This window comes from Pseudarthrobacter sp. 1C304 (assembly GCF_052245515.1).
In the GTDB taxonomy this organism is placed as follows: domain Bacteria; phylum Actinomycetota; class Actinomycetes; order Actinomycetales; family Micrococcaceae; genus Arthrobacter.
This window is the reverse complement of sequence record NZ_JBQQCH010000001.1, coordinates 529,086-545,300: the sequence shown is the minus strand read 5'-3', so window position 1 is coordinate 545,300 and position 16,215 is coordinate 529,086. Positions and strand designations below refer to the sequence as shown.

At 69.4% G+C, this 16,215-nt stretch carries 13 protein-coding genes; 3 read left to right on the top strand and 10 right to left on the bottom strand.

Going from position 1 to position 16,215, the window contains the following annotated elements; genetic code table 11:
• Nucleotides 1-27: 27 nt before the first annotated feature.
• Nucleotides 28-1,008: an ATP-binding cassette domain-containing protein gene (locus ACTWQD_RS02590; RefSeq protein WP_443194632.1), complete on the top strand. Its 981-nt coding sequence runs from the start codon at nt 28-30 to the stop codon at nt 1,006-1,008.
• A complete protein-coding gene (locus ACTWQD_RS02585; RefSeq protein WP_443194631.1) occupies nt 1,001-2,593 on the top strand; it encodes an ABC transporter permease in 1,593 nt (530 codons plus the stop codon). Before ACTWQD_RS02590 ends, ACTWQD_RS02585 begins: the two co-directional genes overlap by 8 nt.
• Before the next feature lie 85 nt (nt 2,594-2,678).
• Here ACTWQD_RS02585 and ACTWQD_RS02580 read toward each other — a convergent pair whose 3' ends face one another.
• Nucleotides 2,679-3,113 (bottom strand): hypothetical protein, encoded by a 435-nt coding sequence (locus ACTWQD_RS02580; protein ID WP_443194630.1) that lies wholly within the window; start codon nt 3,111-3,113, stop codon nt 2,679-2,681.
• 84 nt (nt 3,114-3,197) lie between these two features.
• Nucleotides 3,198-4,094 (bottom strand): glycerophosphodiester phosphodiesterase, encoded by an 897-nt coding sequence (locus tag ACTWQD_RS02575; RefSeq protein ID WP_443194629.1) that lies wholly within the window; start codon nt 4,092-4,094, stop codon nt 3,198-3,200.
• Nucleotides 4,095-4,144: 50 nt separating this feature from the next.
• Here ACTWQD_RS02575 and ACTWQD_RS02570 point away from each other — a divergent pair, with 50 nt between their 5' ends.
• Complete coding sequence (locus ACTWQD_RS02570) at nt 4,145-5,482, top strand: DUF445 domain-containing protein (protein ID WP_443194628.1); 1,338 nt, start codon at nt 4,145-4,147, stop codon at nt 5,480-5,482.
• A gap of 29 nt (nt 5,483-5,511) precedes the next feature.
• Here the strand turns inward: ACTWQD_RS02570 and ACTWQD_RS02565 are convergent, their stop codons facing one another.
• The 8 genes from ACTWQD_RS02565 to ACTWQD_RS02530 form a co-directional block, all read right to left on the bottom strand.
• Complete coding sequence (locus tag ACTWQD_RS02565) at nt 5,512-6,288, bottom strand: hypothetical protein (protein ID WP_443194627.1); 777 nt, start codon at nt 6,286-6,288, stop codon at nt 5,512-5,514.
• Nucleotides 6,285-7,505 carry an MFS transporter gene (locus ACTWQD_RS02560; protein ID WP_443194626.1) on the bottom strand — a complete coding sequence of 407 codons (1,221 nt, stop codon included), beginning with the start codon at nt 7,503-7,505 and terminating at the stop codon, nt 6,285-6,287. Before ACTWQD_RS02560 ends, ACTWQD_RS02565 begins: the two co-directional genes overlap by 4 nt.
• Nucleotides 7,506-7,556: 51 nt before the next feature.
• Complete coding sequence (gene narI / locus ACTWQD_RS02555; protein ID WP_443194625.1) at nt 7,557-8,405, bottom strand: respiratory nitrate reductase subunit gamma; 849 nt, start codon at nt 8,403-8,405, stop codon at nt 7,557-7,559.
• Nucleotides 8,406-8,407: 2 nt separating this feature from the next.
• Nucleotides 8,408-9,028 carry a nitrate reductase molybdenum cofactor assembly chaperone gene (gene narJ, locus ACTWQD_RS02550; protein ID WP_443194624.1) on the bottom strand — a complete coding sequence of 207 codons (621 nt, stop codon included), beginning with the start codon at nt 9,026-9,028 and terminating at the stop codon, nt 8,408-8,410.
• Complete coding sequence (gene narH, locus ACTWQD_RS02545) at nt 9,025-10,746, bottom strand: nitrate reductase subunit beta (RefSeq protein WP_443194623.1); 1,722 nt, start codon at nt 10,744-10,746, stop codon at nt 9,025-9,027. The genes narJ and narH overlap by 4 nt, the downstream gene beginning before the upstream one ends.
• Complete coding sequence (locus ACTWQD_RS02540; RefSeq protein WP_443194622.1) at nt 10,746-14,456, bottom strand: nitrate reductase subunit alpha; 3,711 nt, start codon at nt 14,454-14,456, stop codon at nt 10,746-10,748. Before ACTWQD_RS02540 ends, narH begins: the two co-directional genes overlap by 1 nt.
• An 84-nt stretch (nt 14,457-14,540) precedes the next feature.
• On the bottom strand, nt 14,541-15,290 hold the full coding sequence (locus ACTWQD_RS02535) for a LamB/YcsF family protein (protein WP_443194621.1): 750 nt from the start codon (nt 15,288-15,290) through the stop codon (nt 14,541-14,543).
• Complete coding sequence (locus tag ACTWQD_RS02530; protein WP_443194620.1) at nt 15,281-16,177, bottom strand: hypothetical protein; 897 nt, start codon at nt 16,175-16,177, stop codon at nt 15,281-15,283. The genes ACTWQD_RS02535 and ACTWQD_RS02530 overlap by 10 nt, the downstream gene beginning before the upstream one ends.
• Nucleotides 16,178-16,215: the final 38 nt, after the last annotated feature.

Sequence of the window (16,215 nt, the reverse complement as noted above, 5' to 3'; positions counted from 1 at the left end):
GCGGAAATCCCGCGTAACTTGTTGACCATGGGCAACGTTGTGGAGATGACCGGTGTGGTGAAGCGTTTCGGGGCCGTAACGGCCTTGGATGGCCTGGATTTCGAGGTGGCCGCCGGCGAGGTTCACGGATTCCTCGGACCCAACGGGTCCGGCAAGTCCACCACCCTGCGGCTCCTGCTGGGCCTCCTGCGCTGCAGCGCAGGTTCCATCAGGGTGCTGGGGCTGGACCCCTGGCATGATGTGGCCACCCTGCACCGCCGCCTGGCCTACGTTCCCGGGGACGTGGCACTGTGGCCAAACCTCACGGGCGGCGAAGTAATTGACCTCCTGGGCCGGTTGCAGGGCGGCCACGACCGCGCGCGCCGGGACCGGTTGCTCGAACTGTTTGAGCTGGATCCCAGCAAAAAGTCCCGGACGTATTCGAAGGGGAACCGGCAGAAGGTAGCCCTTGTCGCTGCCCTGGCCACGGACGCAGAGCTGTTCCTGCTGGACGAACCGACCAGCGGGCTGGACCCGCTGATGGAGGACGCGTTCCGTGGCTGCGTGCGGGAGCTGCGCGCGCAGGGCAGGACGGTGGTGCTGAGCAGCCATATCCTCAGCGAAGCCGAGGCCCTCTCCGACCGGGTCAGCATTATCCGCGCCGGGAAGGTGGTGGAGACCGGCCCGCTGGAGCAGCTGCGGCACCTGACCCGCACCTCCGTCAGCGCCGATCTCGCGGCTGTCCCGCCCGGGCTGGACGTGCTGCCCGGCGTCCACGACCTGGTGGTGACGAACCACCGGGTCACCGCCCAGGTGGAGCCCTCCGGGCTGGGTCCGTTCCTGGGCGCGCTGACCGCTGCTGGCCTGCAGTCGCTGACCAGCCAGCCCCCGACGCTGGAGGACCTGTTCCTGCGGCACTACGGCGACATCTCCGCCGGAACGGCCGCCGCGGCCGTCGGAACCTCGCCCGGACGGCCCGGACAACCCGGCGCCGCGGAAGACAGCGGGCGGCGGTCCGGCGATGCGTGAAACCCTGACCGGCACAGGGGTCATGATCCGGCTCGGTCTGCGGCGGGACCGGTGGCTGCTGCCGTTCTGGATCTCCGGCTTCGCCTTGATTTCGTATTCGACGGCGGTGGCCGGCGCCGAGTTGTACCCGGACCTGGGCAGCCGCGTCGAGGCCGCCACCGCGCTCAACTCGACCGCGTCCATGGTGGCCCTCTTCGGTCGGATCTACGATCCCGCCTCCATCGGTGCGCTGTCGCTGATCAAATACACCGCCTTCATGACCGCCATCCTCGCCGTCCTGATGGCCATCCTCGTCATCCGGCACACCCGCGCCGACGAGGAGAGCGGACGCCTGGAGCTGCTGGGCGGCGGCAGGCTGGGCCGTGACGCGCCGCTGGCGTCGGCCCTCACCATCAGCCTGGGCGCCAACGTGGCCCTGGGGCTCCTGTCGGCGGCAGCACTGACGGCCGGCGGGCTGCCGGCCGGTGGCTCCCTCGCGTTTGGCCTGGGCTGGGCCGCCACGGGGATGGCGTTCAGTGCCGTGGCAGGGGTGGCGGCCCAGGTGACCGCCAGCGCACGGGCCGCCACCGGTCTCAGCATCGGGTTTATTGCCGTCACCTATGCGCTGCGTGCGGTGGGCGACCTGGCCGAACCGGGCCCCTCGGTGCTGTCCTGGCTGTCACCCATCGGGTGGAACCAGCAGATCCGGGCCTTCGCCGGGGACCGCTGGTGGGTGCTGGCGCTGCCGGCAGCCCTGTGCCTGGTTCTGGTTCCGGCCGCCTTTGCCCTCCGGGCCGCGCGCGATCTTGGCGCGGGGCTCCGCGCGGAGCGGCCCGGGCCGTCCGCCGGTTCGCTCGCCGGTGTCTGGGACCTAGCGGTGCGGCTGCAGTACCGGGTGCTGCTGGCGTGGGCTGTCGCGTTTGTCCTTTTCGGCGTGGTGATCGGTTCCCTGGTCAGCAACGTGGGCGACATGCTGAATTCACCGAACGCCCAGGATCTGATCCGGCGGATCGGCGGCCAGGCGGCCCTGACGGACGCCTTCCTGGCGGCGGAGATCAGCATCATGGGGGTGCTGGCGGCCGCCTACGGGGTCTCCGCCGCCAACCATCTGCGCAGCGAGGAAGCCGCCGGCCACACGGAGGCCCTGCTCGGCACGGCCACCACACGCATCCGCTGGGCGGCCAGCCACTTTGGGTTCGCCCTGGCCGGGGTCACCGTGCTGCTCCTGCTGGCCGGGGTTTCGATCGGCGCCGGCGCCGCCTTCGCCGTCGGCGACGCCGGGCTCGTGGGCCGCAGCATGGTGGCCGCGCTGGCGCAGGTCCCCGCCGCCTGGGTGCTGGCCGGCGTGGCCCTGGCGGTGTTTGGCTGGGCGCCCCGGCTGGCCGGGATGGTCTGGGTCTTCCTGCTGGCGCTGGTGGCACTCGGCGAATTCGGGGTGCTCTGGAACGCCCCGGAGTGGCTCATGGAGCTCTCGCCGTTCCGGCATTCCCCGCTGCTCCCGGTGGACTCCGGCGCGGTGCCGGCGCTGGCTGCCCTCACGGTGGCCGCCGCGGCCCTCGCGGCGCTTGGTTTTGCCGGCTGGCGCCGCCGCGACCTCGCGTCGTAGACGCGGGTAGTCACGACGCGGGTGGTCCCAGCGCGGGCGGTCCCGGCACAGCTGCTCCAGGCGCGGCCGGTCGGCCGGCGTCGGGCTAGGGGCCCGTCATCCCCTGCCACTCCACGGTTGAGTCAGCCAGGTCCGCCCGGCACAATTTCCGCCCCGGTTTCGCATCGTCGTTTCCCATTTTGTACATGTATTCGATGCCAAGCTCGTAGCCGGTTGTGCTGCCGGGAAGCGCGATCTGCCTGGTCTCGCCGAGAAGGGCCACCTTGACCAGCCTGACTTTTTGCGGGCGCAGTTGTGTGGGCCCGGGGGCCTTGCCGGAGGCCTGCGCCTGGAGTTGTTCAATGCAGAGGTTCTTCACGCGTTGGTGAACCGCCGGATCGACCGCGGACACGGCATCCGCCGGCGCCTTGAGGACCATCGCCGCCTCCGGGGAGGCAGCGATGGTCCCCGGCAGCTGGCTGCAGGAGACCAGCAGCCCCGCCAGCAAGGCGCAGATCAAGGTTGTACCGGTCCGATGCATAGCTCCCCCACGAATTTTTCGTCTGTTCCGTGAGCGCATGCTCCCGGACCATCCCTGGGAAAAGCTGGAGCTTAGGAGGCCCGGCTAGCGGCTCCGGGAGCCGGCTAACAGCTGGGCGAGGACCTGGGCGGGCCGGTTGGTAGTGATCTCGTGGACCCCGAGTTCCTGGCAGAGCGCGACGTCGTCCTCGGAGTCCACGGTCCACACCCGGAAGCGGCGGCCTGAGTTGAGCCAGCGCCGGACGGTTCGGGAGTGGCCGCGGACGTAGTCGATGCCCGGCCCGGCCAGCCCGGTCTCGCAGTCGTCCAGGATGCGCTCGGCCTCGGTCTGGGCGGACCGCATCAGGTTCGCGAGCGCCCCGCCGGTCAGCGCGCCCAGGCCAAGCTCCTCGCGGATCTCCTCGACGTCGACGTCGTCCACGAGCTGGCACACGGCGGAGGCCGGGACAGACTTCAGGAGGTGTTTCACCGAGTCCGGGCTAAAGCTCATAAAGGACACGCTGATATTGCCGAGCCGGGATGTCGCCGGGTCCCAGCCCTGGGACCGGAGAACCTCCAGGACCCGGTCCTCCAGTTTGAGCTGGAACGGGCTGGGGTGTTTGAGCTCAATCGCCAGCCCGATCTCCCGGCCCGCGGCCTGCAGCAGGACCAGCAGCTCCGGGAGGGTCAGCAGCTGGGTGGACCTGGCACCGTACGCGTCCGGAATCCGGGCGCCCTTCCAGGAGGAGAAGTCCAGCTGCCGGAGCTCGTGGAGGGTGCGGTCCGCCACCGGGCCGGTGCCGTCGGACGTACGGTCCAGGGTGGCGTCGTGCAGGAGCACCGCGTGCTGGTCCCGGGTCAGGTGGATGTCGCACTCGACGCCGTCGGCGCCGTCGGCGATGGCCTGCAGGTAGGCGGCCCGGGTGTGCTCGGCGTAGGCACCGCTTGCACCGCGGTGGGCGTAGACCAGCGGACGGGCTGTGGCGGACTCGTCAGTCGTCATGCTGCCACGTTAGCGGACGGCCCGGCCCGATGCGGGACTAGGCTGGGCACATGCAGGTGAATACTGAGACAAGTACCCGTCCGGAAGGCCCCGGCGGCGCCGGGGACCGCGCTGCCGGGGCCGCGTCCCGCCGCCAGCGGATGGCCGCGGCCGACGCCGAGAAGGCCTCCGCGCTGCGCAGGATGAAGCTGCTGGCGCTCTCTCTCCTGGTCCTGATGGCGGTCGTTTTTGTGGTCGCTTTTGCCCTGCAGGACCAGTACCCGTGGCTCCAGTACGTCCGCGCCGCCGCCGAGGGCGGCATGGTGGGCGCCCTCGCCGACTGGTTCGCCGTGACCGCCCTGTTCAAGTACCCCATGGGCGTGAAGATCCCGCACACGGCCATCATCCCGCAGCGCAAGGACCAGATCGGCGCCTCCCTGGGTGAATTCGTGGAGACCAATTTCCTCTCGGAGGAGGTGGTCCACGAGAAACTTGCCTCTGTCGACATCGCCCGCAAAGCCGGAGCCTGGCTCTCCGGGCCGGGCGGCGCCGAGCGCGTCGCCAAGGAAGGCGCGGCCGTGATCCGCGGCGCTTTTACGGTGCTCAACGACGACGATGTCCAGGCCGTGATCGAGGGCATGGTCCGCCGGCACCTGCTGGCCCCGCCGTGGGGTCCCCCGGTGGGCCGGGTGGCCCAGCGGGTCTTCGAGGACGGCCACCACCACGCCCTGGTGGATGTCCTGGTGGACCGCACGGTGGACTGGGTGCGGGACAACCAGGAGACGGTCAACCGGCTGGTCACGGACCGCTCCCCCACGTGGGTGCCGTCGTTCGTGGACGGGCTGGTGGGCGACAAGGTCTATATCGAGATCCTGAAGTTCACCCGGGCCGTGCAGGCCGATCCGCAGCACCAGATCCGCCTGTCGATCGACAAGTACCTCAAGGACCTCGCCCAGGACCTGCAGCACGATCCGGTGATGATCGCCCGGGCCGAGGGCATCAAGGCCCAGCTGCTCGGCGATCCCGAGATCAGGGAACTCGCGTCCCGCACGTGGGGCACCATCAAGGCCGCCCTGCTCTCCGCCGTCGACGACCCCCAGAGCGAACTCACGGTGCGGTTCAAAGCCGCAGTCCGCGATTTCGGCGCCCGGCTGGTATCCGACGCCGAGCTGGCCGGCAAGGTAAACAAGTGGATCGGCGACGCCGCGGGATACCTCGTGCGGACGTACCGTTCGGACATTGCCGGGGTGATCACCGATACGGTGGCCCGCTGGGACGCCGAGGAAACCTCGCAGAAGATCGAGCTGCAGATCGGAAAGGACCTGCAGTTCATCCGCATCAACGGCACCGTGGTGGGCGCCCTCGCCGGGCTGGGGATCTTCACGGTGGCGCACCTGGTCTTCGGCTAGCGGCGCCTGACCGAACCAACAGCTCTCCGCTAGCCCGCCGGCCGCAGGGAGGTGATCATCCGCCTGATGGCCCTGTACTCGGCGGTGCTGGCGTACAACTTTGCTTTCTCCAGGTACGGCAGCGCAGGGTCCCCCGGAGTGAGATTGATCTCCGGGTCGTAAAACGCCCCGAACATGGCGGAGTTGGGCGGCCACAGGAAGAAATGGAACATGTAGCAGGTTGATTCCCCTTCGGGCAGGGGTAATGCCGTAATGCCGTAGGCCGCTGCCGGGGTGTCGGGCGGCCCGGGGGCCATGGTGTTGCCGCGGGTTTCGAACATGTACCGCGGCACCCACCCGGGCTGCGCCAGCTGCGGCATTTCCTGCGAGTCCAGCACGGCGTACGGGTACTTTTCGATGCATGTGGAACCAGTTGCCATGTTGGTGCGGAGCGTCGCCATAAGCCGGCCGTCCCCGGTGGTCACCTCCGCGAACGCGCCTCCGCCTTCGGCCAGCTCCCCGGCCGGGTCGCGGACCCGCCAGGTGGAGGGAAGATCGAACGTCAGGTCGCCGGCCGCCGTGGTGTACGTGGTCCAGTTCTCCGACGCCGGCGGGCTGCCCGCCGTGCCGGACGGGCCCGGTGAGGCGGGCGCTGTCGCCGGTGCCGCCGTCGGGGTTCCGGTCGCTGCAGGAGCCGGAGCCCCCGGGCTGGACGGGGTTGAAGGCCCGGCCGGTGTTGCAGGCCCGGCCGGTGCACCACAGGAGCAGGCACTCAGCAGCAAGAATGTGAGGACCGCGCCTGACCAGGCGGACGCCCTGGCGGTCATGCCGTGACCTTCGCCTTCGTCCTGCCCGGCACGGCGAAAATGGTGAAGACCAGGGCGGCCAGCGCCGTGACCACCAGCAGCAGCAGCCCGATCGAGTAGCTGCGCGACGCGGCGTCGTAGGTCGCTCCCATGATCAGCGGCGGGAAGTAGCCGCCCAGGCCGCCGGCCGCGCTGACAACTCCGCTGATGCTGCCGACTTTCCCTGGCGGGGCGAGCACCCCCACCCACGCGAACACGCCGCCCGCCCCGAGGCCCAGCGCCGCCGCCATGGCGACGAACGTCAGGCCGGCCGGGACCTCGCCGTCCGGCTGCAGGTTCACCACCCAGGCCAGGACGGCGACGCCCGCCAGTGAGGCGATGACGATCGGCTTGGGCCCGAACTTGTCCGCCAGCACGCCGCCCAGCGGCCGGGCCAGGACGGCTGCCAGCGCGAAACCTGCGGTGCGCGCCCCGGCCCCGCTCGGATCGAAACTGTAGACGTCGCGGAGGTAGGTGGGCAGGTAGGTCGCGAAGGAGACGAAGCCCCCGAAGACCACGGCGTACAGGAAGCACATCTTCCAGGTGACGGGGGTCTTGACGGCGTCCAGCAGCTTGGGCATGACAGGCTGCTTGCTGCGGGTCCAGCCCGGTGCCTCCTTCATCAGGAACCAGACCAGCGCCGCCATGACAGCCAGGATCCCGGCAATCAGCAGATGCGTCGGGAAGTAGCCGATCCCGGCCACCAGCCGGGGATTGAGGAACGCCGCGAGCGCGGTGCCGCCCATGCCGGCGCCGAACACGCCGGTGGCAAACCCGCGCCGGGACGGCTCGTACCAGGCGCTGACAAAAGGGATCCCGACCGCGAAGACCGTTCCGGCGACGCCCAGCAGCAGCCCCGCACCCAGCACGAGGGCGAAGGAACTCAGGAGCCCGCCGACCGCCACGAGCAGGATCGGGAGGATGGACGCCAGCAGCACGAAGGTGAACATGGCCCGGCCGCCGTGCTTGTCGGTGAGGGCGCCCACCACGATCCGGCCCAACGAACCGACGAACACCGGCATCGCCACCAGCACACCGGTGGCGGCCGGGGTCAGCTCGAGGTTCTGCGTGTAGAAGGCGCCGAGCGTGGCCACCGAGTTCCAGGCCCAGAACCCGGCCACCGAGGCCGAGGTGGCGAGCACCAGGTTAAGCGTCCGCCCGGCGGGGGCGGCTGAAGGAACGGGCTCGGATCCAGCCACTGGTCTTCCTCTCGGTTAGGCGTCGGCTCGACAGATCGGTCGCAGTGTTGCTCAGCGGTTCCGGGTGTCCCGGTCCCGGGTTCCGACGGCGGACCAGCCGCGGCGGGCGGGGACGTTCGACGCGCGGCCGGCAGCGGCGCCGGGCCTGCCGGAGCCGGCTTTGGCGCCGCCGGGCTGCCGGTCCCGGGAGCGGTAAACGATGTAGGGGCGGAACAGGTAGTGCAACGGCGCGGTGAAGGCATGGACCAGCCGGGTAAAGGGCCAGATCACGAAGAGCGCCATGCCCACCAGCGTGTGCAGGTGGAAGGAGAACGGCGCGGCGGCCATGGCTGCGAGGTCGGGCTGGAAGATGAACAGGGAACGGAACCACGGCGCCACGGTTTCGCGGTAGTTGTGTCCGTGTTCGCCCTCGAACACACTCGCCAGGGTGGTCCACAGCCCGAGCACAATCGCCCCGGTCAGCACCACATACATGGTCTTGTCATTGCCGGTGGTGGCCATAAAGACCGGGCCGGTGGTGCGGCGGCGGTAGATCAGCAGGATGATCCCGCCCAGGGTGCCCACCCCCGCGATGCCACCGACGAAGAGGGCGTTGAAATGGTAGAAGTCCTGGCTCATGCCCACCGCCTGGGTCCAGGCCATCGGAATGACCAGTCCGAAGAAGTGGCCCGCGATCACGGCGAGCAGCCCGAAGTGGAACAAGGGCGAGGCGATCCGCAGCAGCCGGGATTCGTACAGCTGCGAGGAACGGGTGGTCCAGCCGAACTGGTCGTATTTGTAGCGCCAGACCAGGCCTCCCACCAGCACCACAACCATGACGTAGGGCAGCACGCCCCAGAGCACGATGTCCAGGGCACTGAGCTCGACGGCGGCTCCGGGCTCTATTTCGGACGCCAGCATGGTCAGGCCCCCTTCACGGGCAGCAGCCGCGGATCGTAGGGGTCCAGGCCCACCGCTTCGGTGGGCGGCCCGTAGCCGGCCATCCGCATCACGGCCTGCTCGTCCGCGGGCGATTTCCCCGGCAGGGTGGCGCAGACGGCCTGCAGGATCCGGGCGTGCGGAAGATTGTCCCGGAGCAGTCCGAAGCGGAGCATCTCCAGGCTGGCCCGGTACCTGGCCAGCAGCCCGCGGCCCGCGGCAAGGTCCACCAGGGCAGCGAATTCCAGCACCATGGGCAGGTAGTCCGGCAGCTCCCCGTGGGTGTCCACCAGGACGTCGCTTTGCCGGTAGGTCTTCTTGAAGTTGCCCAGGACTTCGCCGCGGCGCCGGGTGTCCCCGTCCGTCCAGTAGGACAGGTGGAGGGCGTGGCGCTTGCCGAGGTCGAACTCGCGCACGTAGCCGGCCTGGCTTTCCATCAGCGGCGTGGTTTCCAGGGCGTCCAGCACGTCTTCGAAGTCGACGACGGCGTGGGGGAACTCCGCGAGCGCGGCCCGCATCAGGGGGATCTTGCCCACCAGGTCCTCGTCCGGGTAGGACAGGCACCATGCGGCGGCGAGATACAGCACCTGATCGCGGCGGCTCACGGCTGGTCCTCAGCCGCCAGGGTGCCCGGTTCGGGGCCCTTTTCCGGGCCTCTCTCCGGAAAAAGCGCTCTTTCCGGAAAAAGCCCCGGGGGTGACCCCGTGCCGTCCCAGTTCAGCAGGTTCACCCGGCCGCGCAGGGTGGCCTCGCCCGGCGCGGAGCCGGACGTCTGCCGGTCGCGCAGCGCGTTGAAAGTCTCCACCGCCACGGGGACGGGCCTCCCGCTGGCCTCCCCGAACGGTGCGGAATCCTGCATGCCAGGCCCGCCGTCGAAGTCCAGGGAACAGCCCATTTCCTCCAGGTCGTGGGCCTGCTCCACGTGCGCCTTCGGGATGACGTAGCGTTCCTCGTATTTCGCGATCGCCATCAGCCGGTACATCTCGTACATGCTCTGGCCGTCCATCCCGACAGACTCGGGGATGGACTCGTCCGGGTCGTTGCCGAGGCTGATGCCGCGCATAAAGGAGCGCATCGCCGCGAGCTTCCGCAGCACCCCCGTGACCCGGCCGGCGTCCCCGGCGGTGAAGAGCTCGGCCAGGTACTCCACCGGGATGCGGAGCGCGTCGATCGCGCCGAACAGGTTGCCGGCGTCCTCGCCGTCGTGCCCCTGGTCGCGCAGCAGGTCCACCACCGGGGACAGCGGCGGCACGTACCAGACCATGGGCATGGTCCGGTATTCGGGGTGCAGCGGCAGCGCCACCTTATAGACCTTGGCCAGGGCGTAGACCGGCGAGCGCCGGGCCGCGTCGATCCAGTCCTCCGGGATGCCCTGCGCCCGGGCCTCAGCCTGCACAACGGGGTCGGCCGGGTCCAGCAGCACATCCATCTGCGCGTCGTAGAGTTCCTGCGGGTCGGTGACCGCGGCGGCCGCGGTGACGGCGTCGGCGTCGTACAGGAACAGTCCGAGATACCGCAGCCGGCCCACGCACGTCTCCGAGCAGACCGTCGGGAGCCCCACCTCCACCCGGGGGTAGCAGAACGTACACTTCTCGGCCTTGCCGGTCTTGTGGTTGAAGTAGATCTTTTTGTAGGGGCAGCCGGTGACGCACTGCCGCCAGCCGCGGCACCGGTCCTGGTCCACCAGCACAATCCCGTCCTCCACCCGCTTGTAGATGGCCCCGGAGGGACAGGAGGCCATGCAGGACGGGTTCAGGCAGTGCTCGCAGATCCGCGGCAGGTAGAACATAAAGGTCTGCTCGTAGGCGAACTTGATCTTGTCCTCGGACTCGCGCCGGACCTTCTCCACCAGCGGGTCCAGGTGGCCGTGCTCGGCGGAACCGCCCAGGTCGTCGTCCCAGTTCGCGGACCACGTGATCTTCGTGTCCTCGCCGGTGATCAGCGACTTCGGCCGCGCCACCGGAAAATCATCGCCCAGCGGCGCGTCCACCAGGGTTTTGTAGTCGTAGGTCCACGGCTCGTAGTAGTCCTTGAGCTCGGGCTGGACCGGGCTGGCAAAAATCCCGAGCATTTTCCTGACCCGGCCGCCGCCTTTGAGCACCAGTTTTCCACGCTTGTTCAGCACCCATCCGCCCCGCCACTTCTCCTGGTCCTCGTAGCGGCGCGGATACCCCTGGCCGGGGCGGGTCTCCACGTTGTTGAACCAGACGTATTCGGTACCCGCACGGTTGGTCCACGCCTGCTTGCAGGTCACGGAACAGGTGTGGCAGCCGATGCATTTGTCCAGGTTCATGACCATGCCCATCTGAGCCATCACTCGCATCAGTACTGCACCTCCTGGGAACGACGCCGGACGGTGGCCACCATGTCGCGCTGGTTTCCGGTGGGGCCAAGGTAGTTGAATGCGTAAGCCAGCTGCGCGTAGCCGCCGATCAGGTGCGAGGGTTTGACCAGCAGCCGGGTCACGGAGTTGTGGATGCCGCCGCGCCGGCCGGTGGCCTCGGACTTGGGCACGTCGATGGTGCGTTCCTGCGCGTGGTGGACGTACACCACGCCGGCCGGCATCCGGTGGCTGACAATCGCCCGGGCCACTAGGACGCCGTTGATGTTCTGGCACTCCACCCAGTCGTTGTCCCGGACCTGGATGGCGTCGGCGTCAACGGGGCTCATCCAGACCGTCGGGCCGCCGCGGGAGAGCGAGAGCATCAGCAGGTTGTCCTGGTATTCGGAGTGGATGGACCATTTGGAGTGCGGGGTCAGGTAGCGGACCACCACCTCCATGGCCCCGTCGCGGCCGAGTTTGGGTTCGCCGAAGAGCCGGTGCATGTCCAGCGGCGGACGGTAGATCGGCAAAGCCTCGCCGATGTCCCGCATCCAGTCGTGGTCGAGGAAGAAGTGCATCCGCCCGGTCAGCGTGTGGAAGGGCTTCAGCCGTTCGATGTTGATGGTAAAGGGTGCGTAGCGCCGGCCGCCGGTCTCGGAGCCGGACCATTCCGGCGACGTGATCACGGGAACCGGGGCGGCCTGGGTTTGCGCGAAGGTAATGAACTTTTCTTCTGACCCCTCGGACAGGTCGGCCAGCTTCTTCCCGGTGCGGACCTCCAGGTCCTTGAAACCCTGCACGGACAGCGCGCCGTTGGTGGTGCCGGAGAAGGCCAGAATGGCCTCGGCCATCTTGGCGTCGGTGTCGATCGCGGGGCGGCCGTCCGCGGCGCCGCCCAGCATCACGCCGTTGGCGCGGCTCAGCCGGTCCAGCGCTCCGGCCAGTTTGTAGGTGACGTTCTTGACCGTGAAGCCGAGTTTGTCGGCCAGCGGCCCGACGGCGGCCAGCTTGTCCGCGATGGCGGTGTAGTCCCGCTCCACAACGGAGAAGACGGGCATGTTCTGGCCCGGGACCGCGGGAATTGACGCGTCCCGCCAGTCGCGCACGGTCCCGCCGGGCTGGGCCAGCTGCCCGGGTGTATCGTGCTGCAGCGGCACGCTGACCAGGTCCCGGCGGACGCCCAGGTGGGTCTTGGCCATCCGGGAGACCTCCTGGGCGAGGAGGTGGAACATGTCGAAGTCCGTTTTGGTCTCCCACGGCGGGTCGATCGCCGGGGTGAAGGCGTGCACAAAGGGGTGCATGTCGGTGGAGGACAGGTCGTGCTTCTCGTACCAGGTGGCGGCCGGGAACACGACGTCGGACAGCAGGGTGGTGGACGTCATCCGGAAGTCCGCGGAGACCAGCAGGTCCAGCTTTCCTTCCGGCGCCCGCTCACGCCACTTCACGTCCCGCGGTTTGAGCCCCGCGGCGTGGTCCTCTCCGAGGACGTTGTTGTGGGTGCCCAGCAGGTTCCGCAGGAAGTACTCATTGCCCTTGGCCGAGGAGCCGAACAGGTTGGAGCGCCACAGCACCAGGGTCCGCGGCCAGTTTTCGGGGGCGTCGACGTCCTCGATCGCCGGATTCAGGGTTCGGTTCTTCAGCGCGTCCGCGATGTAGCCGGGGGTGTCCTTCGCGGTCCCGGCGGCGACGGCGGCTTCCGCCTCGTCGGCGAGGTCCAGCGGGTTGCGGTTGAACTGGGGGTAGAAGGGCATCCAGCCGAGACGGGCGGACTGGGCGAGGGCGTCCGCGGTGTGCATGCCGTCGAGGTTTCCGGTGGAGAGCGGGGATTTCAGCGCATCGGCGGAGTAGCCGTCCTGCCGCCACTGGTCCGTGTGCATGTACCAGTAGCCGGTGCCGATCATGGTCCGGGGCGGGCGGGACCAGTCCAGGGCGTTGGCCAGCGACAGCCAGCCGGTGACGGGCCGGGTCTTTTCCTGGCCCACGTAGTGCGCCCAGCCGCCGCCGTTGCGGCCCAGGCAGCCGGTCAGCATCACCAGCGCCAGCACCGCCCGGTACGTGGTGTCCCCGTGGAACCACTGGCAGATCCCGGCGCCCATGATGATCATGGACCGGCCCTGGGACTGCTCGGCGTTGCGGGCGAATTCGCGCGCCACCCGGATGCAGGCCCGGGCCGGGACGGAGGTGATTTCCTCCTGCCAGGCCGGGGTGTAGGGAGTGGCGGCGTCGTCATAGCCGGCGGCCCACTCCCCCGGGAGCCCGTCGCGGCCTACGCCGTACTGGGCCAGCATCAGGTCGAACACAGTGGTGACCAGCTGGCCTTCGACGTCCAGGACCGGCACGCCGCGCCGGAGCACGCTGCCGTCCCCGCCGGCGTCCTCGAAGCACGGCAGCAGGATCTCGGCGCTCTCCCCGGACACCTCGCGCAGGGACAGTGCGGGGTCGATCCCCTCGAGGTCCAGGTTCCATTTGCCCTCGCCGCTGCCGGAGTAGCGGAACCCCAGGGAACCGTTGGGGACCACCGGGCTGCCGGTCGCCTTGTTGAACAGGACGGTGCGGAACGCCGCGTCCTCCGCCCCGGCTTCGGCGCGGAGGTCCTTGGCGGTGAGGAACTTCGCCGGGGTGAGGGAGCCGTCGTCGCGCCGTTCCAGCCGGACCAGGAACGGCAGGTCCGTGTACTGGCGGACGTAGCCGGTGAAGAACGGCACCTCGCGCTCGACGAAGAACTCCTTGAGCATGACGTGCCCCATCGCCATCGCCAGCGCTGCGTCGGTGCCGGCCTGTGCGGGGAGCCATTCGTCGGCGAACTTGGTGTTGTCCGCATAGTCCGGGCTGACCGTGACCACCTTGGTTCCCCGGTAGCGCACCTCGGCCATCCAGTGCGCGTCCGGGGTGCGGGTGACGGGGACGTTGGAGCCCCACATCATGAGGTACCGGGCGTCCCACCAGTCCCCGGATTCCGGGACGTCGGTCTGGTCCCCGAACACCTGCGGGCTGGCCACGGGAAGGTCGGCGTACCAGTCGTAAAAGGACGTCATCACCCCGCCGATCAGCTGCATGAAGCGGGTTCCGACGGCGTGCGAGACCATGGACATCGCCGGGATCGGCGAGAAGCCGGCGCAGCGGTCCGGCCCGTAGTTCTTGATCGTGTTGACGTGCGCGGCGGCGGCGATCTCGATCGCCTCCTGCCAGGAGACACGGACCAGCCCGCCCTTGCCGCGGGCCCGCTGGTAGCGGCGGCGCCGCTCCGGGTCCCCCGCGACCTCGGCGAAGGCCAGGACCGGGTCGCCCAGCCGGGCTTTCGCCTCGCGGTACATCTCGACCAGGACACCGCGCACGTAGGGGAACCGGACCCGGGTGGGCGAATAGGTGTACCAGGAGAAGGCCGCCCCGCGCGGGCACCCCCGGGGTTCGTATTCCGGGCTGTCCGGTCCCACCGAGGGGTAGTCGGTCTGCTGGGATTCCCAGGTGATGATGCCGTCCTTGACGTACACCTTCCAGGAGCAAGAGCCGGTGCAGTTCACCCCGTGCGTGGAGCGGACCACCTTGTCGTGGCTCCAGCGGTCCCGGTAGAAGATATCGCCCTTGCGGCCGCCTTCCCGGAACACCGCCCTTCCGTCGTCGGTCTGGTCCCATTTCGTGAAGAATCGGCCCAGCTTCAGCATTGCATCCGAGGCGGGTCCGTCCAACCCCGCGGCGCCTCCGGCAGTCATGCCCCTCAAACTAGGGGCCGCCGCAGGGGCCGGATAGGGCCTTACGGCACTGGCCAGGCGCGGGACGGCTGGCGCCGGGTCCGTCTAGGCGAAGGACTCCAGTTCGACGCCGGCCTTCTCCAGGGCAGCGCGGACAGCGGCGGCCACCGCCACCGAGCCCGGGGTGTCGCCGTGCAGGCACAGGGAATGCGGCGTCAGCGTGAGCACCGTGCCGTCGACCGCCAGGACTTCGCCCTTGAGGGCCAGGCGGAGCGCCCGCTCCACTACTTCCTCGGGGTCGTCGATGACGGATTCCTCATCCCCACGCGGCACCAGCGTGCCGTCCGGCAGGTACGCGCGGTCGGCGAAGGCTTCGTGGAACACCGGGCTGCCCGCGTCCCGGGCGATCCCCAGCAGGGCGGAGCCCTCCAAGGCCAGGACAGGAAGGCCCGGATCGTAGGCCTGGATGGCGGCCACCACGGCGGAGGCCTGCTCGGCGTCGCGCACTGTCCGGTCGTAGAGCGCCCCGTGCAGCTTGACGTAGTCCACCGAGGCGCCCACGGCATGGGCCACCCCGTCCAGGGCGCCCAGCTGGTAAAGCACGGCGCCGAAGAGGTCATCGAAGGTGATGTCCATGGCCCGGAGCCCAAAGCCGGCCAGGTCCGGGTAGCCCAGGTGGGCGCCCACCCGGACGTCCAGCTCGTAGGCCGCCCGGCAGGTGTCCAGCATGGTCACGGGGTCCCCGGCGTGCAGCCCGCAGGCCACGCTGGTGCTCGTGACCAGGGGGAGCATCGCGGCGTCGTCGCCCATGGTCCAGGTCCCAAAGGACTCGCCCAGATCGGCGTTCAGATCCAAAACGTGCCGCCTTCCTGCCGGGAATCGTCCTTGGTGCCTCCGGCGCTTGCGCCCTGGGCGTGTGTGCCGTTGGCCTCCGGTCCCGGGTATCCGCGGTCGATGCGGGCGGCCTGCGGGCCCGGAGCAGCTCCTGGGCCCCCGAGCTCCCCGGGAATGACGAGCGGCAAGGGGCCGAACGCTTCCTTGGCGTTCGCAACGACGGCCCGGCCCATGACCCGGTTGCCCACCCCACCGACGACGGCGCCGATGCCGAACGGCAGGGCCCGGCCCAGCCAGGCGGTGCCCTGCTGCTTCAGCAGGGTCCGGAGGAACATGGTCTGGATCCGCTCCCGTACGGTGCCGAAGCCCGAGAGCGGTACCTTCCGGGAGAAGAGGGATCCCCAGGCCTGGGTGGGACCCTTGCCCTGCCCGGCGGCCTGGCCGCTCAGTGAGCTGAGCAGCGCCGTACCCTCCTCGCCCAGCATGATCGCCATCACCAGGGTGCTGGCCTTCTCGGGATCCACCAGCCGCACGCCGTGCAGTTCCGCGAGGGAGGTGGAGAACAGCGCGGTCGCTTCAAGGAAGCCGACGGTGGCGGCGGCCGAGAGGCCCAGCGCGGCGGCCGTTCCCACGCCGGGGACCACTGCAGCGCCGCCAACCAGCGCGCCGCCGCCGGTGACGGCGATGAGGTAGTCGCGTTCCAGTACCGCTGCAAGCTGCGCCGCGGTGGCATGCGGATGTTTCCGCTGAAGCCGGCGAAGGTTGGCCAGCACCAGCGGGCGCTGGACTTCGACGGCCCGCAGGAGCACGTTGTGGACCCCGGGCTTGGGCTTACCCTCGGCGTCGAACATCGCGTTGTGTGCCGATTTCTGCGCCATCTTCATTGCCGGGTTGCTGCGCTTGGCCATCGTCGCCTCTCCGTGAACCGTAAGTGTGCTGAGTTTCG

Bases quoted from the DNA above. Each gene is read 5' to 3' on its own strand.
- ACTWQD_RS02590 (WP_443194632.1), top strand. From the start codon at position 28: ATGGGCAACGTTGTGGAGATGACCGGTGTGGTGAAGCGTTTCGGGGCC.
- ACTWQD_RS02585 (WP_443194631.1), top strand. From the start codon at position 1,001: ATGCGTGAAACCCTGACCGGCACAGGGGTCATGATCCGGCTCGGTCTG.
- ACTWQD_RS02580 (WP_443194630.1), bottom strand. From the start codon at position 3,113: ATGCATCGGACCGGTACAACCTTGATCTGCGCCTTGCTGGCGGGGCTG.
- ACTWQD_RS02575 (WP_443194629.1), bottom strand. From the start codon at position 4,094: ATGACGACTGACGAGTCCGCCACAGCCCGTCCGCTGGTCTACGCCCAC.
- ACTWQD_RS02570 (WP_443194628.1), top strand. From the start codon at position 4,145: ATGCAGGTGAATACTGAGACAAGTACCCGTCCGGAAGGCCCCGGCGGC.
- ACTWQD_RS02565 (WP_443194627.1), bottom strand. From the start codon at position 6,288: ATGACCGCCAGGGCGTCCGCCTGGTCAGGCGCGGTCCTCACATTCTTG.
- narI (WP_443194625.1), bottom strand. From the start codon at position 8,405: ATGCTGGCGTCCGAAATAGAGCCCGGAGCCGCCGTCGAGCTCAGTGCC.
- narH (WP_443194623.1), bottom strand. From the start codon at position 10,746: ATGCGAGTGATGGCTCAGATGGGCATGGTCATGAACCTGGACAAATGC.
- ACTWQD_RS02540 (WP_443194622.1), bottom strand. From the start codon at position 14,456: ATGACTGCCGGAGGCGCCGCGGGGTTGGACGGACCCGCCTCGGATGCA.
- ACTWQD_RS02530 (WP_443194620.1), bottom strand. From the start codon at position 16,177: ATGGCCAAGCGCAGCAACCCGGCAATGAAGATGGCGCAGAAATCGGCA.